This is a genomic window from Botrimarina sp., from assembly GCF_040219535.1.
Taxonomy (GTDB): domain Bacteria; phylum Planctomycetota; class Planctomycetia; order Pirellulales; family Lacipirellulaceae; genus Botrimarina.
On the sequence record NZ_JAVJSH010000020.1, the window covers coordinates 706,227 to 730,308 of the forward strand.

General features: G+C 66.6%; 19 protein-coding genes. 11 read left to right on the plus strand and 8 right to left on the minus strand.

The genetic code is table 11. The features are described 5' to 3' along the window. Positions 1-5: 5 nt before the first annotated feature. Both RIC11_RS13210 and RIC11_RS13215 read right to left on the minus strand, forming a co-directional pair. Complete coding sequence (locus RIC11_RS13210) at positions 6-1,634, minus strand: pectate lyase family protein (protein ID WP_350211986.1); 1,629 nt, start codon at positions 1,632-1,634, stop codon at positions 6-8. A gap of 96 nt (positions 1,635-1,730) precedes the next feature. Next, on the minus strand, positions 1,731-2,492 hold the full coding sequence (locus RIC11_RS13215) for a DNRLRE domain-containing protein (protein ID WP_350211988.1): 762 nt from the start codon (positions 2,490-2,492) through the stop codon (positions 1,731-1,733). 731 nt (positions 2,493-3,223) lie between these two features. Here RIC11_RS13215 and RIC11_RS13220 point away from each other — a divergent pair. Both RIC11_RS13220 and RIC11_RS13225 read left to right on the plus strand, forming a co-directional pair. Next, positions 3,224-4,327, plus strand: coding sequence for a DUF1559 family PulG-like putative transporter (locus RIC11_RS13220; RefSeq protein WP_350211990.1), 1,104 nt, complete (start codon positions 3,224-3,226; stop codon positions 4,325-4,327). 100 nt (positions 4,328-4,427) lie between these two features. After that, the gene (locus RIC11_RS13225) at positions 4,428-5,939 is read left to right on the plus strand and encodes a PEP-CTERM sorting domain-containing protein (RefSeq protein ID WP_350211992.1); all 1,512 of its coding nucleotides are present in this window, start codon (positions 4,428-4,430) and stop codon (positions 5,937-5,939) included. Positions 5,940-6,603: 664 nt separating this feature from the next. Here RIC11_RS13225 and RIC11_RS13230 read toward each other — a convergent pair. The 3 genes from RIC11_RS13230 to RIC11_RS13240 form a co-directional block, all read right to left on the minus strand. Next, the gene (locus RIC11_RS13230) at positions 6,604-7,560 is read right to left on the minus strand and encodes an alpha/beta fold hydrolase (RefSeq protein ID WP_350211994.1); all 957 of its coding nucleotides are present in this window, start codon (positions 7,558-7,560) and stop codon (positions 6,604-6,606) included. Between the two features lie 68 nt (positions 7,561-7,628). Next, complete coding sequence (locus RIC11_RS13235; protein ID WP_350211996.1) at positions 7,629-8,099, minus strand: nuclear transport factor 2 family protein; 471 nt, start codon at positions 8,097-8,099, stop codon at positions 7,629-7,631. Positions 8,100-8,173: 74 nt separating this feature from the next. Then, positions 8,174-8,764 (minus strand): carboxymuconolactone decarboxylase family protein, encoded by a 591-nt coding sequence (locus RIC11_RS13240; RefSeq protein WP_350211998.1) that lies wholly within the window; start codon positions 8,762-8,764, stop codon positions 8,174-8,176. A gap of 214 nt (positions 8,765-8,978) precedes the next feature. Here RIC11_RS13240 and RIC11_RS13245 point away from each other — a divergent pair, with 214 nt between their 5' ends. The 6 genes from RIC11_RS13245 (at position 8,979) to RIC11_RS13270 (ending at position 15,574) form a co-directional block, all read left to right on the plus strand. Next, entirely contained in the window at positions 8,979-10,601 is a 1,623-nt protein-coding gene (locus RIC11_RS13245) for a sigma-54-dependent Fis family transcriptional regulator (protein WP_350211999.1), read from the plus strand. 611 nt (positions 10,602-11,212) lie between these two features. Continuing rightward, positions 11,213-11,884 (plus strand): cysteine hydrolase family protein, encoded by a 672-nt coding sequence (locus tag RIC11_RS13250; RefSeq protein ID WP_350212001.1) that lies wholly within the window; start codon positions 11,213-11,215, stop codon positions 11,882-11,884. 231 nt (positions 11,885-12,115) lie between these two features. Further along, entirely contained in the window at positions 12,116-12,778 is a 663-nt protein-coding gene (locus RIC11_RS13255) for an FMN-dependent NADH-azoreductase (protein ID WP_350212003.1), read from the plus strand. Between the two features lie 459 nt (positions 12,779-13,237). Continuing rightward, positions 13,238-14,128, plus strand: coding sequence for a hypothetical protein (locus RIC11_RS13260; RefSeq protein WP_350212005.1), 891 nt, complete (start codon positions 13,238-13,240; stop codon positions 14,126-14,128). A 168-nt stretch (positions 14,129-14,296) separates the two neighbouring features. Continuing rightward, positions 14,297-14,533: a helix-turn-helix domain-containing protein gene (locus tag RIC11_RS13265; protein WP_350212007.1), complete on the plus strand. Its 237-nt coding sequence runs from the start codon at positions 14,297-14,299 to the stop codon at positions 14,531-14,533. Positions 14,534-15,151: 618 nt separating this feature from the next. Beyond that, complete coding sequence (locus RIC11_RS13270) at positions 15,152-15,574, plus strand: hypothetical protein (protein ID WP_350212009.1); 423 nt, start codon at positions 15,152-15,154, stop codon at positions 15,572-15,574. A gap of 850 nt (positions 15,575-16,424) precedes the next feature. Here RIC11_RS13270 and RIC11_RS13275 read toward each other — a convergent pair. The 3 genes from RIC11_RS13275 to RIC11_RS13285 all read right to left on the minus strand — a co-directional run bounded on the left by RIC11_RS13275 (position 16,425) and on the right by RIC11_RS13285 (position 21,160). After that, positions 16,425-17,153 (minus strand): HEAT repeat domain-containing protein, encoded by a 729-nt coding sequence (locus RIC11_RS13275; RefSeq protein WP_350212011.1) that lies wholly within the window; start codon positions 17,151-17,153, stop codon positions 16,425-16,427. A 108-nt stretch (positions 17,154-17,261) separates the two neighbouring features. After that, positions 17,262-20,543 carry a protein kinase domain-containing protein gene (locus RIC11_RS13280; protein ID WP_350212012.1) on the minus strand — a complete coding sequence of 1,094 codons (3,282 nt, stop codon included), beginning with the start codon at positions 20,541-20,543 and terminating at the stop codon, positions 17,262-17,264. Between the two features lie 2 nt (positions 20,544-20,545). After that, entirely contained in the window at positions 20,546-21,160 is a 615-nt protein-coding gene (locus tag RIC11_RS13285; protein ID WP_350212017.1) for a sigma-70 family RNA polymerase sigma factor, read from the minus strand. A 384-nt stretch (positions 21,161-21,544) separates the two neighbouring features. Between RIC11_RS13285 and RIC11_RS13290 the strand changes: the two genes are divergently transcribed. The 3 genes from RIC11_RS13290 (at position 21,545) to RIC11_RS13300 (ending at position 24,050) form a co-directional block, all read left to right on the plus strand. Next, positions 21,545-22,687, plus strand: a complete 1,143-nt coding sequence (locus tag RIC11_RS13290) for a hypothetical protein (protein ID WP_350212022.1) — start codon at positions 21,545-21,547, stop codon at positions 22,685-22,687. Then, a complete protein-coding gene (locus RIC11_RS13295; RefSeq protein ID WP_350212024.1) occupies positions 22,684-23,472 on the plus strand; it encodes a methyltransferase domain-containing protein in 789 nt (262 codons plus the stop codon). Before RIC11_RS13290 ends, RIC11_RS13295 begins: the two co-directional genes overlap by 4 nt. Before the next feature lie 98 nt (positions 23,473-23,570). Next, positions 23,571-24,050, plus strand: a complete 480-nt coding sequence (locus RIC11_RS13300; protein WP_350212026.1) for a hypothetical protein — start codon at positions 23,571-23,573, stop codon at positions 24,048-24,050. Positions 24,051-24,082: the final 32 nt, after the last annotated feature.

Consider the following 24,082-nt stretch of genomic DNA (forward strand, 5'->3'; position numbering starts at 1 on the left):
TTCTTCTACTGCGCGGCTGAGGGCTGCGGGATCGCGTCCGGCGAGGTCAGCGTGTGCAGGTAGGCTTCGAGGTTGGTGAAACCGGCTAGCCCGAGGGACTCGGCTAGGGCGGTCTGGTCGGCGTCCGACGGGTCGCTGGGGTCCAGCCCGTGGCGGAGCTCGAACGCGTCGGCGATGCCGTCGCGGTCGCGGTCGAAGCCGTCGTTGCGGCGGCGCTCGGGCAGGTCGTCGACGCCGGCCAGGGCGCCGTCGTCGCCGCGGAGCGATTCCTGCGAGTCGATCACACGGCCGCTTCGCTGCTCAAGCGTACGCAAGATGCGGGTGTCGATCGCGTCGCGCCAGAGGCTCGCGCCGACGCCCTGGCAGACCTTCTCGTAGGCCACTTCGGCGGGCTGGGTCGCTTCGGCGAGCGGCTGGTCGTAGAAGCAGAACGGCTCGCCGTCGCTGCGGAGCGAGTCGTCGTCGTCCAGGTGGCGGAAACCGCTCGCCACTTGCTCCCGCGATGCGACGGCACGGCCGTCGTGCCGTTTGTTCTGGTCCGCGTCGAAGTAGTTGCCCCGGTGGTAGACCTCGGTCGGGGAGCTGTCGTAGCCGGGCCGGTTCCCCCCGCCGCGGAAGAAGTACTCCGCCGCCTTCGACGGACCGACGACGAAGTAGTTGCCGATCAGGTTCAACCGGACCATGCCGAGCTGGCTGCGGTGGGTCGCTTGGTCGCCCCAGTCGTAGACCACGCAGTTCACCAGGTTCACGTCGGTCCGGCGGCGCTGCGACTCCGGCGCGCCCTTCTCTAGCGACTGGGCGCCGGCGATCGACGGGTTCCGCGCTCGGTTGTGCGCCCAAAGGTTGCCGTAGAAGGTGTAGCCGCCGCGGCAGGCGCGTTGGTCCTCGGCGGTGAGGGCGCCGCGTACGAGCGTGCCGTAGCCGTGCGCGCCCTTGGCGTGGAGCGACTCGTCGAGCGCCTCGGCGATCAGACAGTTCTGCACCGTGACATCCCGCGCCTTGGTGACCGAGAGGGTCTCGTCGATGCCCCACGTCGCGGAAACGTGGTCGAAGATCACCCGCTCAGCGCCGTTCCCGATGTGCACCGCGTTGGCCGAAGAGCCCTCCAGGTCGCCGTTGCTCGGCCGGGACTTGCCGAGCGTGGTCCCCTCGGGCCGCGCGTGCAGGTCGCCGCAGCGGACACGCAGGTGCCGCACGACGACGTCCTTGGCGCCGGACACCTCGAGCGGGTAGCCCAGCAGCGTGATGCCGCCCGGCGAGGTCTGCCCGGCGACGGTGACGCGGTCCTTCTGGATCTGGATCGGCTCGCGGAGGTGGATCACGCCCGACACGTCGAAGACGATCGTCCGCGGCCCGATCTCCGCGCGGAGCGCGTGGCGGAAGCTGCCTTCGATTTTCTCTTCGCCCTTGTGCGGCGCGTAGTCTTCGAGCGTCGTGACGTGGTAGACCACGCCGCCGCGGCCCCCGACCGACGCGGCCCCTTGCCCCACCGCGCCGGGGAACGCCGGCGGCTCGTCCGCCCGGGCGCCGACGACGGCCAGCGCACAGCAAGCAAGCGCCGCCAAGCGGGCGGCGAGCGGCCGAGCGAGGCCGACCGGCGTTCGGGAAGGGTTGCCCAGCATGATTCGCTTCAACGTGAGTCGTGCAACGAAAAAAAGGGGGCCGGGCGGGAACGGCAAGTCGCTCCCGCCCGGCCCGATAGACGCGTCAGAGTCGGCGTTCGGCGGGCTTCAACGCGACCGCCGCACAGCCGCTAGCCCGGCGAGCAACACCAGGCCCGCCGTGCCCGGCTCGGGCACGAAGGTGAGCGTCGCGCCGGGGCCCGACTCCTTCGGCCAGAAGCGGGCTTGGTTGCCGCTGGTGCTCTCGTTGGCGCGGAGGATCAGGAAGGTGACCTCGCCGTTGGTGTCCGCGTTGAGGAACGCGTCGAGGGCGGCGCTAGAGAACGAGTAGGGCTCGTTGATTTCTTGCGGCCCGTACGGCTGGCTGGCGACCAGCAGCGTCAGGTTCGCGACGTCCAGGTCCTGGATCTCGTCGAACGACGCGCCGCCGCCGAGTTCGGCCGTCGGGTCGACGCCGTCCGGGATCAGGCCCGGCGCGTTGTTGTAGGTGACGGTCTCTTCGTCCCAGAGGGTCTCGTCCGGGTCCGATTCGTTGAGGCCGTAGAGCTTCAGTTCGTTCGCCGTGCTGCTGTCGTTGCGTTGCCAGAAGAGGTTGAGCGAAACGTCCGACACCCCGGCGGGCAGGCCGGCGGTGGGGAAGCGGAGGAGGATGACGTCGTTGTCGTCGCCGTCCAGGTCGGTCCTGGCGTTCATCTCGTCGTTGCCGTTGCGGTTGCTGTCGGCGTTGTCTTCACGCACCCAGGTGTCGTCGGCCACGCCGATCGTCTCGGCGAGGGCCATCCCCTGGAGGCACGCTAGGGAAGCGACGCAAGCCGGCAGCAGGAAGGTGGGAGTTCGAGAGAACAGTTGTCGCAACGGTCGCCAGGTCATGAGACTCGCTCCTCCGCGGGTGCGGATTCAAGGGTGAGGATCGCCGGGTGAGATAAGCCAGGGTAATCGAGGCTGCTCAAGCGTCTGTTCGCCCGCTGGGGGACGAGAGGGTCGATCCAGAGACCGCCTCGCGGCTGGGCGAGCGCTCTGCTGGACGGGCGACGAGCGACTGAGCAACGGTGAAAAGCAGGCGACGTGCTAGCACGCCGGCCCTCGCCGGCGGCGCTGAGTGGATCGCCAGGGTCAAGGCTAGTCGGGCCTGAATCGGCCTTCAACGCCCCCTCTTTGCAACCAGCGGCGAATCCTTTGCAGCCTTGGCGCCTGTGCGTCGGGGCCGTGACCCCGTGGTCAGGAGCCTGAGATCCCAGTGTCGACGGCGCCGCGAGACGGGTCATGGCGAGCCGTCGCCCTGTTTGCGTAGATTGCGGATTGCTTTGCAAAGAGTCCCGACAAACGCAAACCGGGTTGCAGATAAGATAGGCCCCAGCGGAGGCTGGGCTGCTGCGATACTCGTCTGAGTGACGGCTGATCCGGCCCTCTGCACCACCCCTTTTCAACGTTTCTCCTCGGTTGTGTCCCTCCGCGGCGGCGCCCCCCAAGGCGCCGTGCGATAACGCGATCGAGGCGACGGGCTGCCCCGTCGACCAGCCGCGCCACGCCCCGGTCACCCACCGGATGCGGTTGGCGTCTGGACGACCGGGCGTCGGCTTATCTTCTAGTGAGGCACCGCGATGGCGTTCACGGTCACGACGACGCGTCGGCCCTTGCAGCAGAGCGGCTTTACGCTTGTCGAATTGTTGGTGGTGATCGCCATCATCGGCATCCTCGTGGCGCTGCTGTTGCCGGCGGTCCAGGCCGCGCGGGAAGCCGCGCGTCGCACGAGCTGCATCAACCACATGAAGCAGATCGGCTTGGCGACCCACAACTACCACGACACCACCGGCAATCTCCCGCCGATGCGGATTGACGATCACCAAGCTACCTGGGCCGTGTTGATCCTCCCGTTCTTGGAGGAAGCGGCCGTCGCCGACCTCTGGGACAACGACCTGGGCTGCTTCTACGACCAGTCTTACGAGATGCGCACCGCGCAGATCGCGGCCTACTACTGCCCGTCGCAGGACCACGCCGACGTGACCGCCGCCAGCGGCGGAGGGGCGATCATCGAGCGGATCCCGGCAGACAACCAGCACAGCCACCCACGCCGAGACCCCCAGACCGGCGCCCCTTGGGCCGGCTCGATCGCCGATTACCGGCCGATCTCTAGCTCGAGTTGCTTCATCCAGACGCCCGACGGCGTCCCGCCGATCGCCCGCGGAAACTACCAGGGCAACAACGCCATGTTCGTCGACGGCGCGATGCCCCAGGCGCGGCGGCCGGTGAATTATCGTGGCGGCCAGGGCTCCAACGGGCGCCAAGTGGTCTCGTTCCGCCCGGTGACCTCCTTCGCAAAGATCATCGACGGCACGAGCAAGACCCTCATGATGGGAGAGGTCGGTCGCGTCGCCTCGGAGAACATCCAGGTCTTCAACGGCGACAGCCTGCCGGGCTACCCGATCGGCGAGTACCCCGCTTACTCCGGCTCGGAGCGGAGGTCCTTCTGCAAGAATTGCACGCTCAGCGACGAGGAAGGGGGCGACTCGGGCTTCGGCTCGGGGCACCCGGGCGTGGTGGTGTTCGTCATGTGCGACGGCAGCGTGCCGACCATCAGCCGCGACGTCGACCCGATCGTGCTCGACAACGCCGCCACCCGCGCGGGCGAGGAGATCTACACGTTCGACGACGGCGGCGTGTCGTGCCACTCGCCGACCGGGCCGATCACCTCCCCTACACCCTAGACGCTGCTTTCCAGGCAAGCCCCGCCGCGTCCGCCGCGTCGACGAGCTTGCATCCTCTTCTTTCTGCGTTCTGCACCCCACCGACTGAGAGAGCCCCCGCATGTTGAAACCGATCCATCCGACCAAATCACTGACGGCCTGCCTGTGCCTGGCGGCCGCGGGCGTGCTGACCGCCCCGGCCCAGGCCGCTATCTCTTGGGACGGCGAGGCGGGCACCAACTGGTGGTTCGACCCGCAGAACTGGAGCCAAGACGCCTTCAACCTGCTGCCCCCTTCGCAAGACAACGGCGGCGGCACGGTCCGGGCCACCGACGCGCAGATCAACGACGGCACGGGCCCCTGGGACACGACCGGCGAGGGGGTCGTCTACGACCCGGTGAACGACCCCAACTACGCGGCCGCCAGCTCGCTTCAGTACCCGACCGGCTCTTCCGCGACGGCCTTCGTGGGGCGTGACTACGGCCCCGAGCACTTGTACCGCTTGTACGTTTCGCGGAACACGACCGCCCAGAACCTCATCACGATCAAGAGCGGCGACCTCGTGCTCGAGAACACCACGATCATCGGCCGCTCGGGGAGCACCGCCCAGAACCAAAACGAGGGTCGCATCAACCAGCTCGGCGGCCGCGTGCGGCTGCCGCTGACGAACCTCGACATCGGCCTGTCTGAGTCGTCCGGCTGGGGCAACGGCGTGTACGGCTACTACGGGGGCACGCTGGAGGCCGCCCTCGAAGGCGGGACCGGCATCCGCTTGGGCCATGGCCGCGGCGGCACCGGCCCGTCGGGGGTGAACCGCTTTATCGTCGGCAACGGCGAGGCCGGCCACATCCGCGTGTGGGACTACAGCTCGATCTCCTACCGGGGATCCGAGGACGGCGTGTTCACCGAGGGCCAAGACCCCAACGGCGTCGACCGCGGCGTCGCGATCACCGAGTTCCGCCTCGAGAACGGCGGCACGCGGCCCGTGCAGGTCGGCCGCAACCTGACGCTCAACAACGGCGTCGAAGCGTCGACCGGCGGCATCCTCTCGTCGCGGCTGGTGCTCAGCCTCGAGGAGGCCCCGATGGTCGACGGCGGCGGCGTGCCGCTCGACCTGGGCTTGTTCGACGTCAACTTCGACATCGGCTTCGGCGACAACGGCGGGGTCATCAACGGCTTCGGCGACATCGACAACGACGGCGTGAACGATCAGATCTTCGCTTCGGCCGATGGCTCGACCTACTACATGGAAGGGGACACCGTCTCGGCGATGTTCGGCGGGACCCGATACGACTGGTCGATCTCCTACACCGGCGACATCAGCTGGACCGACGCCGACAACAGCGTCGTCGGCACGATCCTCGGCCCCGGCTCCGGCAACGACGTCGTGCTGATCGGCCTCGGATCGGAGTCCGTCGGATTGGCTGGCGACTACAACAACGACGGCCTGGTCGACGCCGCCGACTACACGGTCTGGCGCGACGGCGATTCGCCCGACAGCTCGCAAGCGGGCTACGACCTCTGGGCGAGCAACTACGGCGCCGGCGGCGCGTCGGCCGCCGCCACGCCCGAGCCCTCGGCCGCGGCGCTGCTGCTCTCTGTCGGCGGCGCCTGGCTGTTCCGCCGCCGCTAGCCGCTCGGGCGGCTTGCTCGTCGTTCGGCCTATCGGGTCGGGCGGCAGCCCTTGGGGTGGGGGCTGCCGCCCGGCCTTTTTTTGATCTATCCGGGATTGCCGTGGGTGTCATTCCCTCGGCTCGGGCTCGACAAGAGGGGGCCGCCCCACCCGTTTCCGCCGTCGCGTCGATCCCATCGGAGGGCGAGGACCGACGCGACGGCGAAAACGGGAGGGGCTCACCAAGCTGTATTCTGAGGGGTGATTCCGAAAGGTCTCGCTCGAGCCCCGACGCCCCGTTGTTGTTGTCCGCGTTGAGGTCCGAATCCACACTTGTCCGAGGTGACCCACGCATAGCCCGGTCGGACCTTCTTTCGTCGGCACGCTGTTTTGAAACAAACGCAACACCGCGCACCCATCCCCTCGTTTGTAACGAAACCTGTAAAAAAACCCCCGCTAAGTCGTCGGCCCGCCTCGGGTTCGGGTTTCGTTACACCGCGCTGGCCGGGCGCCCGTACGCGCCGATCGGGTCGGGGGGGCAAATCTGTTGATTCTCGCACGGCGCGGGCGGCGGGATCCGTGGTTTGGCCACGCTGATGGACCGCGTTCGGCGCAGCGGGTCCGCGCCCCAAGAACGAATCCGCCCGCCGCCCCCCCGGTCGGAGGAGCGGCGGGCGGCTGCCCGTTAGCGGCTGACCTTGCGGTCCAAGAAGTCCCGCATCATCCGGGCGATCTCGGCGCCGTCCTCTTCCAACGCGAAGTGGCCCGTGTCGAAGAGGTGGAATTCGAGGTCCTTCAGGTCCCTCTTGTAGGGGTACGCGCCGGCGTCGGGGAAGATTGCGTCGTTCTTGCCCCACACGATGAGCGTGGGCGGCTGGTGGGTCCGCAGGTACTCCTGCCACTGAGGGTACAGCGGCGGGTTGCTGCCGTAGCTGTAGAACAGGGCGAGCTGGATCTCTTGGTTGCCGTGGCGGTCCAGCAGCGGCTGCACGTGGTCCCACGTGTCGGGGCTGATCGCTTCGACGTCGCGGACGCCGTGCGTGTACTGCCACTTCGTGGCGTCGAGGGTCAGCAGGCTCCGCAGGGCGTCGCCGTTGACGGGGCTGCGGTCGGCCCAGTACTTCTTGACCGGCGCCCAAAACTCGTTGTCGATCCCCTCGTCGTACGCGTTGCCGTTCTGGATGATCAGCGAGTCAACACGCTCCGGCGCCGCCGCTGCGATCCGGAAGCCAACGGGCGCGCCGTAGTCCATCAGGTACAACGAGTACCGCTCCAGACCCACCTTGTCGATGAATCTTGTGACGACGCCGGCCAAGTTGTCGAACGTGTAGTCGAACTCCTCCACCGAGGGAGCGGAGCTGTAGCCGTACCCCGGGTAGTCCGGCGCGACGACGTGATACTTCTCCGCGAGCCGGGGGATCAGGTCGCGGAACATGTGCGACGAGGTCGGGAAGCCGTGCAGCAGCAGCACGGTCGGCGCGTCGGCGGGGCCCGCTTCGCGGTAGAAGATCTCGAGGCCGTCCACCTCCACGGTCCGGTAACGGATGGCCGGTTCGGCCGCCTTCGAGGGCGCCGACAACGGCGCCGCGACCAGCGCGATGAGAACGGGCAGCCAGCTCTTGCGTGCGGTCTTGGCGAACATGGTTTTCTCCTTGGTTGCCCGTCGGCGGGACGGGCGAGGGGGGGTGTACGTAGGTAGGGGGACTCGCCTTAAGCGACGCAGAGCACAACTTCCGGCTCCGCGGGGCGGGGCTCGCCGAGCGGCCAGTGGAACTTCCGCTGCGACTCGGCGATCGCCAGGTCGTTGATGCTCGCCTCGCGGCGCCGCATCAGGCCCTCGGCGTCGAACTCCCACAGCTCGTTGCCGTACGCGCGCCACCACTGGCCGCTAGGGTCGCGGTACTCGTACTGGAAGCGGACGGCGATCCGGTTGCCGTCGTGAGTCCAGAGGTCTTTCATCAGGCGGTAGTCGAGTTCCTTCTCCCACTTGCCGGCGAGGAACCGGCGGATCTGCTCGCGGCCTTGGAGGAACCGGTCGCGGTTGCGCCACGTCGAGTCCTCGCTGTACGCGAGCGACACGCGGTGCGGGTCGCGCGAGTTCCACGCGTCTTCGGCGGCGCGGACCTTGGCCGCGGCGGTTTCTCGGGTGAACGGCGGGCGGATCGCTGAGGGGCTCGTCATGACTGCGTTCCGGTGAAGGGGGAGGCAAAAGAAGGCCCCGCGCCGGCGGCCGGGCCGGCGCGGGGCCGCTGGCGTCAAACGCTGCAAGCGCCGGCGGCGCACGCGGCGTGGTCGGGCTGCTGGGCCGACAGCGGCGCGGCGGCCGGGAAGTCGACGTCGGTCCCGACCAGGTTGTTGAAGTAGTTCGTGTACACGTTCAGCGCGACGTGCGCGACGACCTCGGCGACCGCGTCGTCGCCGAAGCCCGCGGCGCGGAACGCGTCCAACTCGGCGTCGGGCACGCGGCCGCGCGAGCCGAGCACCGCACCGGCGAACCGCGCGACCGCGCGGCCCGCTTCGTCGGTCCCCTCGCCGCGACGGGCCGCTTCGATCGCCTCGGGCGACAGGCCGACCATCTTGCCGATGGTCGAGTGGGCCGCGAGGCAGTACTCGCAGCCGTTGGCCTCGCCGACCGCCAACGCGACGATCTCACGCTGCTGCGCGGTGAGCCCCTCGCCCGCGCCGATCGCGGCCGAGAAGTCGAGGTACCCCCGCAGGGCGGCGGGCGAATTGGCCAACGCGCGGAACAGGTTGGGCACGCGGCCCAGCTTGCCCTTCACCGCCGAGAGCAGCTCGGCTTGGGACGGGGTCGCTTGTTCGGGCGCGATCTGGGGCAGGCGGGACATGGCTGGGGCTCCATCGGGTAGAGGGGAGAATGTTGAGCTCGTTGGCTCGCTGTGCCCCGCCCTAATCACTTCCCGCGCCACTTCTCGGAGTTCGTTCATAAGTCGTTTGAATTAAATGTTTTGCGGCGATTTTAGGCAGCCAGCCAGCGGCACGAGATTTCGCAATTTGGCGAGAATTCGTAGGCGATCAACGAAATGTCGCTACGCTTCTCTCATGAACTCCCCGCCCGAGATGACGCCGCTCTTCGCCGATCCGAAGCGGCTGTTGCTGGACCTCGCGCAGCAGCGCGAGCTGCCCGAGTTGCTCGACCTGTTGGTTTCGCGGATCGGCGATTCCCCGGCGGTCGCGCTGGTCAGGCTCTGGCTGGTGCGTCCCGGGGCAGGGTGCGAGTCCTGCTTGATGCGGTCGGAGTGCCCCGACCAGACGCGGTGCCTGCACCTGGTGGCGAGCAACGGGCGATCGCTCGCCGAGCCGGGGCGCGACCTGTCGCGGGTCGACGGTCGCTTCCGGCGGTTCCCGATCGGCGTGAGGAAGGTCGGCCGGATCGCGATGACCGGCGAAGCGATCGAAGCGCCGGACATGGCCCAGCTCCCGCCGTGGATCGCCGAGCCCGAGTGGGTGCGCGCCGAAGGGATCATCGGCTTCGCGGGCCAGCCGCTGAGCCACCACGGCATGGTGCTCGGCGTGCTCGGCGTGTTCAGCCGGGTGCGGATCGGGGCGGCGTGCCTCGACTGGCTGCGGATGATCGCCGACCACGCGGCGGTCGCGATCGCGCACACGCACGCTTGGGAGGAGGTCCAGCGGCTGCGGACCAAACTCGAAGAAGAGAACGAGTACCTGCAGCAAGAGGTCGCCGCCGAGCAAGGCTTCGGCGAGATGCTCGGCGCCAGCCCCGCGTTGCGGAACGTGAGCCAGCAGATCGACCTGGTCGCGCCCACCGACTCGACCGTTCTGATCCTCGGCGAGAGCGGGGCCGGCAAGGAGCTGGTCGCAAGGGAGCTGCACCGCCGCAGCGACCGGGCCGACCGCCCGCTGATCAAAGTCAACTGCGCGGCCGTCCCGCGCGAGCTCTTCGAGAGCGAGTTCTTCGGCCACGTGCAGGGGGCGTTCACCGGCGCGTTGCGCGACCGGACGGGCCGTTTCGAGTTGGCCGACGGCGGCACGCTGTTCCTCGATGAGGTCGGCGAGGTCCCGCTCGACCTTCAGAGCAAGCTGCTGCGCGTGCTGCAAGAGGGCGAGATCGAACGCGTCGGCGAAGAACGCACGCGCAAGGTCGACGTGCGTGTCATCGCCGCGACGAACCGCGACCTCCGGGAGGAGTCGCGGCGGGGCCGTTTCCGCGAGGACCTCTACTACCGGTTGAGCGTGTTCCCGATCGAGCTGCCGCCGCTCCGCGACCGGCGCGAGGACATCACGGTGCTCGCCGAGCACTTCCTCAGGCAGGCCGCCCAGCGCTTCGGCGTCGACGCGCCCCGGCTCACCAAGGCGGCCGCCCAGCAACTGCGGCGGTACGATTGGCCGGGCAACGTGCGCGAGCTGCAGCACGTGGTCGAACGCGGGGTGATCCTGTCGCGGGGCGGTCCGCTGCGGATCGACCTACAAGGGCGCGCCGACACGCCGGCCGCCCCCCCGGCGCCGGACGGCTCCCCGGAGCAGACCGAGGCCCAGGTGCTAACCGAGGCCCAGCTACGCGATCTGGAGCGCGCCAACCTCCGCCGCGCGCTGGCGGCCGCCGGCGGCAAGGTGTCGGGCCCCGGCGGCGCCGCCGAGCTGCTCGGGGTGAAGCCGACCACGCTCAACTCGCGTCTGAAGGCGCTGCGTTTGGCCGGCCGCTGAGTCGGCTGGCGAGCCCGCCGCCGGCGCGCTCCGCCCGCCGCTCGGCTGGCCTTGGGGTCGTCTGTTGCCCTCGGCCTTGGACTGGGTCGGGCGGCCATTCAGCGCATTACGATATCTCGTCATGCGCCTACGAGTTTTCGCGTATTGACGACATTTCGTCTCGCAGCCGGCTCGGTCGCAGTCGCCGTAAGTCTCTTCCTGTAAATCGCTTAGAGGCGACGCACTGGATTGGCGCGAGAAGTGATTTGGTCGGACGGCAGCACATTCCCGGAGATCCCGGCGCCCAAGGCGCCAGCCGAGACCCGTCGCGTGCAGCGGTAGACCGAGGCACTCAGGGCCTCCGCCGATCGGCGGGATCAGGTCGAAGCCGGGCCGCGAGGCGTGCGGGCGCCTGTGCGATCCGCAGCCGTAACCGAACCCGACGAGGAGGAACCGATGGCGCCGGCGCCGTCTGGGACGTCGATGGCGGCGTCATGGCTGACCGGAACCAATAGGCGGACGCCAACACAGCGGATCAAGCATCAGGTTGCGTCCCGCGGAAACGCTGCCGGGACACCCTGCCGCTCAGTTCTTGATTTCCTCTCAACCCTTAATGCAGAAGGGGCGCCACAATGTCATTGCCTGTACCCGGTATCGAATTTGATCGCAGCACCACCGCCCTCGTCGTCACCGACCCACAGAACGACTTCCTGAGCCTCGAAGGAGCCACTTGGGGAGTCGTCGGAGCGAGCGTCACCGCGAACAAGACCGTTGAGAACATCGAATCGCTGTTCCGCGTCGCCAAGGAGGCGTCCCTTCCGGTGTTCGTGTCGCCGCACTACTACTTCCCCCACGACCACAAATGGCGTTTTGAGGGCGCGCTCGAGAAGTTGATGCACGACATCAACATGTTCGACCGCCCCGGCCCGCTCGACCTCGAGGGCTTCAGCGGATCGGGGGCGGACTGGCTCGAGCGGTACGAGCCCTTCATCAACGACGGCGAGACCGTCGTCACCAGTCCGCACAAGGTCTTCGGCCCCGAATCAAACGACCTGGCGCTGCAGCTCCGCAAGCGCGGCGTGAGCAAGGTCCTCCTCGCCGGCATGTCGGCGAACCTCTGCGTCGAGTCGCACCTGCGCGAGCTACTCGAGCAGGGCTTCGAGGTCGGCGTGGCTTGGGACGCGACGGCGGCCGCAATCCTGCCGGGGTTCGACGGGATGGCCGCGGCGGTGACGAACTTCCACATGCTCGCCAGCGAGACGATCACGACCGGAGAAGCCGTGGAGCGACTTCGGGCTGTCTGACTCGGGCAGAGCGCGGCTGGCGAAAGTCGCCCGCCGCTTCTGTTGGCGAGACCCTTCGCTGCCTAGACCGCCGCCCCAAACGACGACAGCCCAAGCAACGGGCGTCAGCCGACACGATGGCGGGATCGCCGCCTCTGAGCGCGGCTCAGAGCACAGGGCGGCGCGACGGACCCCCAAAACGCCGGCGGCCCCTTACGCGCCCGCCGGGCACACCATCTCGGAGGAAGCCCCGTGACCATTCTCTCGATTCAGGCGTCGCCTCGCTCGGACCGATCTCTGAGCCGCAAGCTGTCGGAGGTCTTCATCTCGGCGTGGCGATCGCTCCGCCCGGCGGATGAGTTCTTGACCCGTGACGTCGGGCGAAACCCTCCTCCCCACCTGACGGAGGAATGGATCGGCGCCGCGTTCACGCCGCCACAATCGCGGAGCGCCGCGCAGCACGAAGTGCTCCGTGTCTCCGACGAGCTTGTGGACGAGGTCTTGAGCGCCGACGTCATCGTGATCGCGACTCCGATGTACAACTACGGTATGCCTTCGCACCTGAAGTCGTGGATCGACCAAGTCATCCGGATCGATCGCACCTTCACCTTCGACCTCGCGCGGGGCGAGCAACCGATCGAGCCCGTCCAGTCGGGCAAGTCGCTCGTGCTGCTCACCGCGAGCGGCGAAGGGCACTTCGCGCCCGGAGAGGCGAACGCCGATCGCAATCACCTCGACACGCACATCGAGCACGCGCTGCGGCTAGCCGGGGTGAGCGAGACCCACCGCGTCAGGATCGAGTTCCAAGAGTTCGGCGACCAGCGGCACAGGAGCTCGGTCGCCGCCGCGCACGCACGAGCGCGTGATCTCGCCCGGAGGCTCGCGGGTGATCCGTCGGCCGACACGGGAGCTTGAGTCCTCGGGGTGCCTATCGACCTCGCCCTCTGCGTTCTGGCGCCCCCGGACGCTAACACCGCCACAGGCAGCGGATTGGCGCCCGCACGTGTCGCCTTTGCGATCGGTGGGCGGTGGCGCGCTTGGCGGGCGTGAGTGACACCCGGCCTCATTCCCCACGCCGAAGCGGCTGAGAAGGGGTCGAGCGGTTCGACGCAAACCCCCGCGGGGCAAGGCGTTACAAGGTAGCCCGGGAGGGACTCGAAGGACCCGCTCTTTCAGCGGCATTGGGGCGGGTTCTCGCGGAAGCGCTGCGCCAGGCGCTGCGCGAATCGGATGCGGCGCCGAGGAAGCCTCGGTAGACTCGCACGACGAACCACGGGCCAGGCGGGTAGCTCCCGCCGTCGGTCGCCCGCCGGTCGCCCTCCCTCCAGGTGGCGCCGGCGGGCGCCGGGCTCGTCTTACCTGGAGGAACGGACCATGCGGAAGAATCGCTGGAACCGCATCTACGGCCGTCCCTTCTTTCAAGATGGCGACTTCAAGGCTGTTTACGAAGCGGCCATTCAGGCGGCGGAAGACGCCGGGGTGCTCGCAGCGGACGCAGCGCAGTACTGTCGCTCGCCAAAGGCGACGCGACCGAGTCGCCGCCACGTTCGTGAGATCGTTCTTGCGTATCACGAGTTGGTGGCGTTCGAAGATCGCTTGGTTCGCTTCCTAAAGCCACAAGCGATCGCCGAAGCACGCAAGGCGAATCCGTACCCCGCAGTCTACAAGGATGGCGACGGCGAAGAGCAAATGGAGAGCTCTTTCATTGAGGCCGTCCTGCGTGAAATCCGACTTGTTATCAGCTGGGTCGAGAAGACGACCGATCCAAGCGGCGTGAGCCGCAGGCAGTATGGAGGGTTTTCTGCCGCCGAACGGCGATTAGCCAGCGAGAGACCACGTCGAGACCCGGAGGCGCCCCTGCTTGACCCGGTCCGCCATCCGCGGATTGCCATCGGAATGCGTGACGTAATCGACGTCGATTCGCGGAACATGACCGAGTGGGGCGTGGTTGAACGCCCCAAGCCTCTGAGGCTCGGCGATTGGGATTACTACCTTCAGCTGGAAAAGGAACTGCTGCGGATCACAGGTGAATCTGGGCTGAGCGTTCCACGACAACGCTCGCGTGGGATGGGTGACCGTGAGTGGTCTCGCCCAATGTCGAAGCGAGAGGCTGCAAAGCTCCTCGGCTATGACCGCTCGAGGCCGTCCGAGTACATCACAAAGTTGATGAACGAAGGCAGACTCTACGGCGAGGCCACGTCTAGGCAATCATGGCTGTTCGATCTCAGGACGATCGATCCGGGGCGTCGGGAGTCGTTCCGCTAGCCACCTGCGAAGTGACCAAACTCACCCTAAGCCGCGCTAAGTCGCGCAGACTCGCGCCAACCGAGCGGAGACTCGGTGGTACTGCGGCGTGGCGCCGCCTAGCTTCCTGCACGTAGCTGCGATCGCGTGAGCGTCGCGGCCCGCCAACCCGTGCAGGAGACTCTCGCAATGCTTTCTCGCTTCCGGGGCGCCCTCCCGGCTTCGGCCGTGTTGGTCGACCAGCAGGCCGTCCGCCGCAAGTTGCTCACCTACCGCCAAGCCGCTGAGTATCTGGCGGTCAGCGAGAGGAGCATCTTCGAGTGGGTCGCGGCCGGGCACATCACGCCGACCCGGCTCGCCAAGCGCTGCGTGCGGATCTCGGTCGACGAGCTCGATCGGGTCGCCCGCGAGGGCATCCCTCACTGACCGAGCCTCGGTCGGTAGGAGGCCGGCATGATGTCTGGATTTATCAAGGTCCCGAGGTCGCTCCTCGATTCGGAGTCGTGGCGCGCTGAGAAGTTCACGCGGGCGCAGGCTCAAATCGACCTGATCGGTCTCGCCCAGTTCAGGACCGAAACCGTGACCCTTGGCCGCCAGCGAATCGACCTTCAACCCGGCCAGCTGTGCCACTCCGTGGCGACGCTGGCAACGCGGTGGGGGTGGGACGAAAAGCGGGTGAAACGATTCCTGAAGTCCCTAGAAGTGTCCCGTATCGTGACCCGAACACCGGTCGGCCGAAACACGGTGACCACCGTGCTCTGCGTCGCGGAGTCACACGCCGGCGACCCCAATCGTGTCCCCGATCGTGTCCCCAATTCTTGCGACGTGTCCCCGATCGTGTCCCGGGATACGTCCCCAGACGTGACCCCAATCGAGTCCCCGATTCGAGCCGCTGCAAGTCACGGGCTCGGCGGCGTTTGCGACGATCCCGCTCCGCCCTCTGTTCCCAATCGTGTCCCTGATCGTGACCCCGATACGGACCCCAATTGTGTCCCCCCGACTAAGAACGAAGAAGAAGAACCCCCTCCCCCTACCCCCTCCGCGGTGCGTGAGGACTGGGGGGAGACGATTCGGAAGCTCGAGGGGCTCGGGGTCCGCGCTGCCGCGGAAGCCGCCGCAGCCGCAGCCGAGGCCGGCTGCACGCCGGCGGACTTCGAGCCACACATCGAATGGTGGCTCCGGCGCCGCGGCTTGTGGCGACGCCCCGAGGGCGTGCTCTTCCACCGGCTCCGCCGACTTCGGCCCGGTCAGAGCCCGACCGACCATTGGCCGCCCTTCGATCCGGACCTCGAGCAGCGCCGCCGCCGCGACCGAGATCGGCAGAAGCCGGACGCATCCGAGCAGCTCCGGCGGAAGTACGAACGCGAAGAGGAGCAGCGACGGCGCCGCGAAGCGGTTCGGCCATTGCTCGAGGCAATGTCCCCGGAGGAGAGAAACGCCTTCGCGCTGCAGACGATAACTCAATGAGCGCCGCCGGGAGCTGAGCTGCGTGGGGCCCGCTTGGCTAGAGGATGAGCTTCTCGAGGCGCTTGCCATGAGGCGGTTGGAGGCGAACTCGTGATCAATCCTCCGAGGCGGCGACTTACCGATGCGCGTCGACTTTCGCCGGGTCTACGCGACGCTGCTGTCCGATTGGCTCGGGGTCTCGCCGCGGGCCGCAGTCAGTAACGACTTCGGGTCGCCGAGTTTTTTCAAAGGATGATTGGCTACGACTGCCGAAGGCGTCGGTCGCAGCGTCGCTCTCGTGGGCAGTGGTCGCGGACATCGAGCGCGCGACCGTTGATGCTGCTCGATACCGGCTAGCAACTGACGTGGTTCACGCCGTTCGAACATATCGAGAGCACCTAGCCAGCACATGGGGGTGGGTCCATCGTCAGCCAACTCGAGCGAGTCGAAAGCTGCTCGTGGCGTACCGGCCACCGGCGGCGCCCACGGCACACGCGACTGCGCCTCAGCCAGCAACGAGGCGATGCCGGGCGTCTCTTGGGCGGCCGGTGTGCGCGCAGGAGCCAAAGGAACTCGCGCCCACGAGGCGCCGTGCCTGGCGCGGGCCGCGTGATGTCTGAGCAACGATCAACCGTCGGCCTGAACGATCCCCTCGGGGCTATCGCGATCGAGCGGTTTCTTCGCCCGTAGGTTCCCGCGGATCTGGGTACGTGATTCAGAACCGCGTTCGATGCACGAGGGGGCGAGCGGCCACACCAGACGGCGGGAGGCGACGCCAATTGTGCCGACGAATTCCGACGCCTTTGATAACGGAAGCCGATTCGGCACGGCTTGAGGTTGGGTGCAGGTCGGAGTAGGGACGTATACAGAGCTACTCCGTCCGCCCTTCAATTCGTTGTATCGCTTCCTCCGCTGCTTCGCTAATCACGGCGTGGTCGGTTCTCTCGGACGCTTCGCGTATCGCAGGGAGCGCCTCGGAGGCGTCGGGACCCAGCCGTCCCAGATAAAGGATCGGTAGGTACTGCGTCTCGGAATCTTCCAAGCACGCAGCCAACGCCGCCACCAGAGGCTGGGCATCGTCACCGAACGGCATGTCGCCGATCACCGAATCGACATCGATCAAGGCCAGCTTCCGCACCCAGCGGTTCTCGTGCCGAAGCAGCTCGGCGAACACCTCGATCAGGTCACGGTTCTCGGCCGAGAGGTTCAGCTTGTCGCGGTGCCAGGCGATCTCACGGGCCGCGGTCGCTCGCACCCAAGGGGAAGGGTCCGAGAGCCTCCCCCTGAGGAACCGGATGTAACCGAGACTCTCGGCCTCGTCGAACCCCTCGAGCGCTTCCGCAGCAGCCTCCAACGCGGCGTCCTCCAATCCTTCAGGGCTCGGGAGCTTGGCGCCGGCCACGATGACCGCGAACAACTCGGCGTAGTCGGTCGTTGCTTCTTCACGCTTAGGCGGCGTCGGCTCGCCGCTCGGGCGAACCGCGGCGGGCGAGTTCCGCGAGGCGTAGCTTTCTCCACCTGCGCTCTCCGGCACGTGCTCGCTGCGATTGCAGCCTGCCAGACAACAAGCGACAAAGATCAGCCTGAAGCACCTACGCATGCAACTATCCCCCACTCTAGGCGAACACCGTCGTTCGCTTGGTAAGATACGGTGCTGCCGCCTGGGCAACCGATTAATCGCGACGTTCCAGGTTGCGAGCCGCGCCTCTCAGTCGGCTGAATGGCTAACAGCGCCTTCTTCGAGATCGAAGTTCGACCCCCAGTCATCTCCGCGCCGGTATGCTTCAAGTCGGACAGCGAACTTCAGGCGTTGGCGGGAATCGGGCGCCAGCGCAATCGCTTTCTCCTCCCATTGTACTGCCCGCTCATAGTCTCCAAGCTCGGCATGGCACTTCGCCAGTGTGTCGAGCGTGGTAGGAAACATGTAATCGCTCTGCTCGCACGCTTCCAGTGCGAGCTCGAAGGCTCTCTCACGATACTCTCCCACGTCTGCGAGCCTCCAAGCGAGTTGGTTCATCGTTTCCCAGTCGGCCGGATGAACGGCATCGATCGCCCGGTCAAAGAGCGCGTAGGCGCTGAGAATGTCTCCATCAAAAAACCTGTCACCCGCAAGATCACGAAGCGTGCTAGCCTCTGCAAACGACGCCGGACTCGCTTCCCCGAGCAGCGACGCCGCCTTCTGCATCAGGCGCCGAAGGTACGGAGAGTCGGACGCTCTGGAAGATCTCGCGGTTGCCCGCGTGTGCCATTGACTAGCTCTCTCAGTTTCGCCCTGCGCTGCGGCCGCAATCGCCAGGATGTAGCAAGTCACGCGGTCTCGGTCGTTTCCTCGAATGGCGATGCTCCGAGTGGCGTACCGCCAAGCTTCATCCCAGTTCTCTTCCGCGACAGCGGTCGCAGCCATTGTGGAGCATGCGCGCCACGACTGGTTGTCGAGGTCCCACGCACGCCGAGCGCACAAACTTGCAGCCCGTTCGTCCTGCGCTGGGGCCGGCGAGCCGAGGATTACAATCGCGCGACGGTGGTAGGATTTCAATAGTTGATCCCGGAAGAGGTTAGCACTCCTATTTCCCTCTAGACAAGATTCGAGGCCAGCAATCGCTTTCGCCAACAGCAAGTCGGCAGCTTGGTGCTGTTGCTTCGCCGCCTGCACCCCCAGACCACAAAACGAATAGAGTGAGTAGAGCTGCGCAAGATAATCCGGGTTTGTCGGGCTTTCTTCGACGAGGGCTTCTGCGCGGGGCAGGAGTTCGAGGCAGAGGCCCACGGATCGCTGGACCTCTTTTTCGGATTGGGCAGCGTAGAACTGCTCTAGGGCCGCATTGGCTTGTAAGCCGATTTGAGCATAGGCGTCTCTGGCTTGAGACGGATACGCCGCAAGCAAGTCGATCATCAGGTCTGTCGCCTCATCAACTCCTGACGGCTTCGTCGCGGGGTCACTTGTCCGGTAGAAAAGCCGTAGAAGTTGCGTGGCTTGGCCCTCAGCTTTCTCGAAGCGGTATGTGTTGTCGTGCCCCTCGCGAAGCAGAGCCTTCGCGTTTCGAAGGTGCCTGAGAGCCTCACTCGTGTTGCCGCGGTCCATGAGCAAGCGAGCTACTGCGAAGTTCGCTGCAGCCACATACAGGGGGGCATGTGCGGTCTTCCCCTGCAATTGCTCGGCCGCTCTCAGGGCCTGCCAGGCGGCTTGGCTGCGCTCTGGAAGCTCTGACGATGTGTATCGCAAGAAATCGGAGAACTGTAGCAAAGCCGCGACTCTCAGCGTTGCAAAGTCAGCAGGACTGTCGGAAGCACTCTTCCCGTCATCTAGCAGGCCGAGCGCCTCCGCGAAGCTCTCGCTCGCCTGCTGGTAATCGCCGACCCGCGATCGCAGCCGGGCAATCTGGAGAATCTTCGATGCAGTTGTTAAGTTGTCTTCGGCCTCGGCTGCGCTAAGTGTGGCCAGTTTTTGGTTCATTGCGATTGTCTCGCGCAGCATCATCTCCTGCTGAACTTGGAAGCCTCCTATGGTGGCGATCCACGGGTTGTCCGCGAGTTTGGAGAGTTGGTCCATCGCGTCAAGCGCGATGCTTAGGCGGCCTTTGGCAGTCTGCATCGCGGTTTCTGCCCGCTCTTCCGCCGCTTGGGCTTTCTCTGTCTGACGGAGATAGACTACGGCGGCGGTTGACGTCGCGGCCGCGATTAAGAGCGTCGCCACCGCGACGGTCCAAGCTAGGGCGACGTGCCGTCGCGACCACTTCCCCGCACGCTGCAACAGCGTCGGAGGTTTGGCTCTGATCGGCAGCTGGGCGAGGTACGCCTCCAGGTCATCCGCCAGTTCTTGCGCCGACTGGTATCTTGCTTCCGGGCTCTTGGCCATGGCGGTCGAGACAATCGTCTCAAGCTCGGCCGGGATACGACTATCCAGCTTGCGTGGTCGAAGGGGCTCCTCGAGAGCGATCTGTCGCAACAACTCGGCCCGATCGGAAGACCCAAACGCGGGCCGAAGCGTTAAGAGCTCGTACAGCGTGGCGCCAAGCCCGTAGATGTCGGCTCGGTGGTCGATGACAACGCGTTTTCCGAGCGCCTGCTCCGGCGCCATGTAGCGGAGCGTGCCCACCAGGTCGCCCGTCATTGTGACGCCGGCGTCGGCCTCGATCCGGGCCAAGCCGAAGTCGGTCACGTAAAGGCGCTGCTCGGCGTCGAGCAGCAGGTTGCCCGGTTTGATGTCGCGGTGGACGACGCCCTGGTCGTGCGCGTGCTGCAGGGCCCGGGCGGCCTGGAGGGCCAGCCGGGCGGCCTGGCGGAAGCGTGCTCGCGAAAAAGGCGGCTCCGCGACGGTGCTTAATCGAGCCTGCGTAGCGAGCGTCGACTGGTGGGCACGATCCAATCCGCCGTTCACGGCGGCCGAGTCTGAACGGGGCGCCTTTGCCTCGACTTGCCCGGCGCCTCGCATCTCTCGGATTGCCTCCGCCAAGCTCTGTCCGCGTATCAATCGCATCGCGTAGTAGTGGATCCCACGCTCTTCTCCCACCGAGTACACCGACACGATGTTTGGGTGGTCGAGCGCGGCCACGGCCCGGACCTCGTTGCGGAAGCGCTGCAAAGCGTTCGATTGCGCCAGCGCCGCGAAGGGCAGCACCTTGAGCGCTACGCGTCGCCCCATCGAGATCTGCTCGGCCTCGTACACGGCGCCCATCCCGCCGCGGCCGATTTCCCCCACGATACGAAAGTCGCCGAGGACGCCGGCAAGCGGAGGCTCACTCGGCGTATGGGCCTTGCCCGCGTCGGGCTCGCCCGGCGCCTCTCCCCAGGTGGCCATCGCCCGCATGGTGGGGATTAGGTCGCGGAGACGCCCGGCGTGCTCGGGGTATTTCGCGAACAGCTCTTCGGTGTCTATCGGGTCGCCGGCGTCGATCGCTTCGGTGAGCTGCTCTAGCAGGTCGGCGAGCGATTGCTGCTCGCTCGCTGGCCTGGCAGCCGTTGCGTTCGCGTGTTGATCGTCGCTTCGCATGCTCATCGGCTCTCAAGAACTTTCCGTAGCCGCTCCAAGGCGCGCATGTGTCGCATGTTGACCGCGGCTTCGCTGATCCCCAAGACGGCGGCGATCTCTTTGGAGGGCATCTGTTCGAGGTAACGCATCAGCAGGATTTCGCGGTCCGCGTCCGCCATCGCGTTGAGCCCCTCGCGTACCCGCCGTTTCGTTTCGCCGCGGATCAGTGTGCTACTCGGCGAGCTTTGCCCACAAGCGACGCACCGGGCCAAGCCGGCCACCGAAGCGTCGGAGATATCGGGCCCACGCGGCTGCTCCCGCGCGACGCTGCGTTTGGCGGCCCGCAGGTGCCGGTCGTGCTCGTGGACCAGCTTTTCCCACGCGATCTGCCGCAGCCACGGGTAGAAGGGCAGTGGCTGGTCGGTCAAGTAATCGTCCATCTTCTGACTCGCGGTCGCGAGAGTTTCTTGCACCACGTCGGACGGATCCAGCCGGGCCGTCACGCGCGGGTCCATCCTGGCCGCCACCATCTGAGCCAATCGCCCACGGTAGACCTCCAGCAGCCGCCGCCGTGCGTCGGGATGCCCGTCTTGAGCAAGGCGAAGGAGTGAGTCGGTGTTGTCGGATGGCGTCGACATAGTGGTCACCGGCGGAGCATCCCCTGGATCTGACCTTCGAAGACCTCGCTGAAGATAACGGCGTTTTTCCCGGCTCGCAGATCTCCGATTCTTGCCAATCTCGACCTCGCGACGCAACACGTTGCTGGAGCGTTGTTTAGGGCGCCTCACGAATCGAACCACCGATTAACCGCGTTTTTCGTGTTAGATCGCTCGGAGCCTTCGAAGGTGCGAGAGGTAGGGCCGAGACACGCCCCCGCTAGTCACCCAGAGGTGGGCGAGCGTCGCCGTTTCCGCCCTGCTGGCCGAGCCGGGGCGTGCCTAGCCCTTTCCGCGGCGAGCGAGGCCATCGCAGTAGGCGAACCACTTGGGCGGCAACCTCACTCTCACGCACGGGGCTCCGACTTGAACGCGACGACCAACGCGACGGCGGCCACGGGGCTGGGCGGCTACGACCGCTACGGCGTCGGCGTCAACCAGATGGCCGCCGGCTCGCTTTTCGAGCTGTACGACTCGTGCGGCTTTCTCTATCCGGCGAAGCGCGAGCAACTTGCGCCCGTGTGGAACCGAGTCGCCGACAGCTGGGACCGCTCCTTGGCCGCGCCGACCAGCGACTACCTGCACCATTGCTTGGCGTTTGGCGACCAGGGGTCCAACTGCTGGGGCAGCGTCTCGGTCTGGCGATCGACCCTCGGCCGTGTGCAGGCGCAGCACTTGGTCTCGGTTGGCGATCCCTTGGCGTCGCGTTCGGTGATGTTGGCGGCGCAGGAGTCGCTGAATCGCGCGGGGTTCCGCTCCATCGAGAATTGGTTCCGCGGTTCCAACAAGTACGCCAACCGAATCTTCGGCACCGCTCCGGCAGCGCTTGGCGATTCGCAGGCCGCTGTCGAGACACGCGAGCTGCTCGCCGTCACGGACCCTCCGAGCGACGCTCGGCGCCCGGCAGCCCGCGTCGATCGCCTCGATGACGCCGGTGGCCGCGAAGCCCGTGCGGCGCTTGCGGGCTTCGCTCACCCCGTGATCGCCGATGCCGAAGAACTCGACAGCGGCGACATCGAGCTGGCGGACCTGGACGCGATGTACCACCGCGTCGGCCTGCACCGTCGGCGTAGCGTGTACCTCGCCCATCTCGAGGGACACGGAGCGCCGGTCGGCATCGCGTGCGCTTACCGCGGGCCGGTCGGGATCAACTTCTCGTTTCTTGAGAACCGGTGCGACCTCTGGCTCGACGCGGGCCTCGGCGAGGAAGAGAGGTCGGCCGTGGCGAGGGGCTTGCTCCGCCGCGCTCAAGCGGACTACGCCGATTGCCCGCTGCCGCAGATGCTTGTGGCCTGCGACGTCGCGACCGCCCGGGTCATCCAGACCACCTGTGGCGGACGCCCGGTGCGGACGTACAAGCGGTGCGTCTGGCTACGCGGCGGCTTCTGGGATTGGTATCGCCATGTCGATTCTTTCTACCAGAAGGCGTTGCGGTTGCGGCAACGGCGTGAACGCCGCCCCGCGGCGCCCCGGCGCGGGACCCTCGCCGCCGTGGGGGCCCCCGCATGACGACCTACCTGATGGACAACCCCCGCGAGGGGGCGCGAGTCAACCAAAAGACCGACCACGCCCTCACCCGCGAACAGCTCCGCTGGGCCGGGTTGAGCGCCGGCCAGACCGTCCTGGACCTGGGCTGCGCCGCCGGGGAGACGTGCCGAATCATGGCGGAGTGCGTCGGCAAGAGCGGACGCGTGATTGGGGTGGACGCGTCGGAGCCGCGTATCCGCCAAGCCGGGCAGGACAGCCAGCTGGACCATCCGATCGCGTACCGCGTCGGTGAGGCGAAGGACCTCCCGGTAGAGACTGACTCGGTCGACCTCGCCTGGTCTCGCTTCCTGTTTGAGTACCTTCCTTACCCGCCGTCGGCCCTGGAGGAGATGATCCGGGTGACGCGGCCGGGCGGAACGGTCTGCGTGAGCGACCTCGACGGCAACTGCGTGTGGCACGACCCGGTCGAGCCGCGCCTAAAAGAAGAGATCGACGAGGCGGTCGCTGCGTTCGGCCGCGGCTTCGACCCGTATGTCGGCCGCAAGCTGTGGCGGTGGTTCGTTGACGCCGGGCTTGAGGACGTGGCCATCGATGTGCGGCCCTACCACTTGATCGCCGGCCGGATCGCGTCGCGTGACGCCGAACTCTGGCGGGTCAAGCTCCAAGGCGTGGCCGAAGCCCTCGAGGCACGCGGCTGGGCCTCCGAACGGGCTTCCGCCCTCGCTTCGGCGTTCGAGGCCCACTTGCGCGATCCACGAACGTTTACCTACAGCACGCTCATCACGGTCCGGGCACGCGTAACTTAGCTTGTGTGACTCGGTGCTCCAATCGGCTTCCCCTGCTCGTCGCGCGCGTGGGCCACGCTTCCAATCTTCTTTCCCATCTGCAATCCGAGGAGTCTGTCGTGATTCGTTCTGGCCTGTTTCTTATCGCGGTTGTTTCAACATTCGCCGTCCTGCCCGGCGCAACGCGTACGTGCCAGGCGGAGGAGTACGGCTATGTCGACGAACGCGGATGGATCTTCCTTAATGACGGGCCAAGCCTGACTGATGACTACTCCTACGCAGCTACCTACTTCGGGCAGATTCATGTGGCGTTTGAAGGAGACCCGCGCGGCGTGCTGGCCATTGAGAATCTCGTCACCGGAACCACGAAGCGCGTCAATCTAGCGAAAATCGTCTCGGGGGAAGCCGTCTACGACCACTACCTTGACGAAACCGAGCCATTTAGCGGCTCGCCCTATCCATTCCGATTCACGTTGTCCGGCGGGAACATCGAATCGCTACAGGTGGGTGGTCTGCCCGACGGCAATCCAAACTACTGGTTCGAGGTCGATGGGTCGGGGCACGCCGAAGCGGTATTCACTATTTATCCGGGGTTTTAATTTTCTGTGCTGTGAGCCACGGATTTATGAGT

Coding starts and splice junctions, on each gene's coding strand:
- RIC11_RS13215 (WP_350211988.1), bottom strand. CDS start 2,492: ATGACCTGGCGACCGTTGCGACAACTGTTCTCTCGAACTCCCACCTTC.
- RIC11_RS13220 (WP_350211990.1), top strand. CDS start 3,224: ATGGCGTTCACGGTCACGACGACGCGTCGGCCCTTGCAGCAGAGCGGC.
- RIC11_RS13225 (WP_350211992.1), top strand. CDS start 4,428: ATGTTGAAACCGATCCATCCGACCAAATCACTGACGGCCTGCCTGTGC.
- RIC11_RS13230 (WP_350211994.1), bottom strand. CDS start 7,560: ATGTTCGCCAAGACCGCACGCAAGAGCTGGCTGCCCGTTCTCATCGCG.
- RIC11_RS13235 (WP_350211996.1), bottom strand. CDS start 8,099: ATGACGAGCCCCTCAGCGATCCGCCCGCCGTTCACCCGAGAAACCGCC.
- RIC11_RS13240 (WP_350211998.1), bottom strand. CDS start 8,764: ATGTCCCGCCTGCCCCAGATCGCGCCCGAACAAGCGACCCCGTCCCAA.
- RIC11_RS13245 (WP_350211999.1), top strand. CDS start 8,979: ATGAACTCCCCGCCCGAGATGACGCCGCTCTTCGCCGATCCGAAGCGG.
- RIC11_RS13250 (WP_350212001.1), top strand. CDS start 11,213: ATGTCATTGCCTGTACCCGGTATCGAATTTGATCGCAGCACCACCGCC.
- RIC11_RS13260 (WP_350212005.1), top strand. CDS start 13,238: ATGCGGAAGAATCGCTGGAACCGCATCTACGGCCGTCCCTTCTTTCAA.
- RIC11_RS13265 (WP_350212007.1), top strand. CDS start 14,297: ATGCTTTCTCGCTTCCGGGGCGCCCTCCCGGCTTCGGCCGTGTTGGTC.
- RIC11_RS13275 (WP_350212011.1), bottom strand. CDS start 17,153: ATGCGTAGGTGCTTCAGGCTGATCTTTGTCGCTTGTTGTCTGGCAGGC.
- RIC11_RS13280 (WP_350212012.1), bottom strand. CDS start 20,543: ATGCGAAGCGACGATCAACACGCGAACGCAACGGCTGCCAGGCCAGCG.
- RIC11_RS13285 (WP_350212017.1), bottom strand. CDS start 21,160: ATGTCGACGCCATCCGACAACACCGACTCACTCCTTCGCCTTGCTCAA.
- RIC11_RS13295 (WP_350212024.1), top strand. CDS start 22,684: ATGACGACCTACCTGATGGACAACCCCCGCGAGGGGGCGCGAGTCAAC.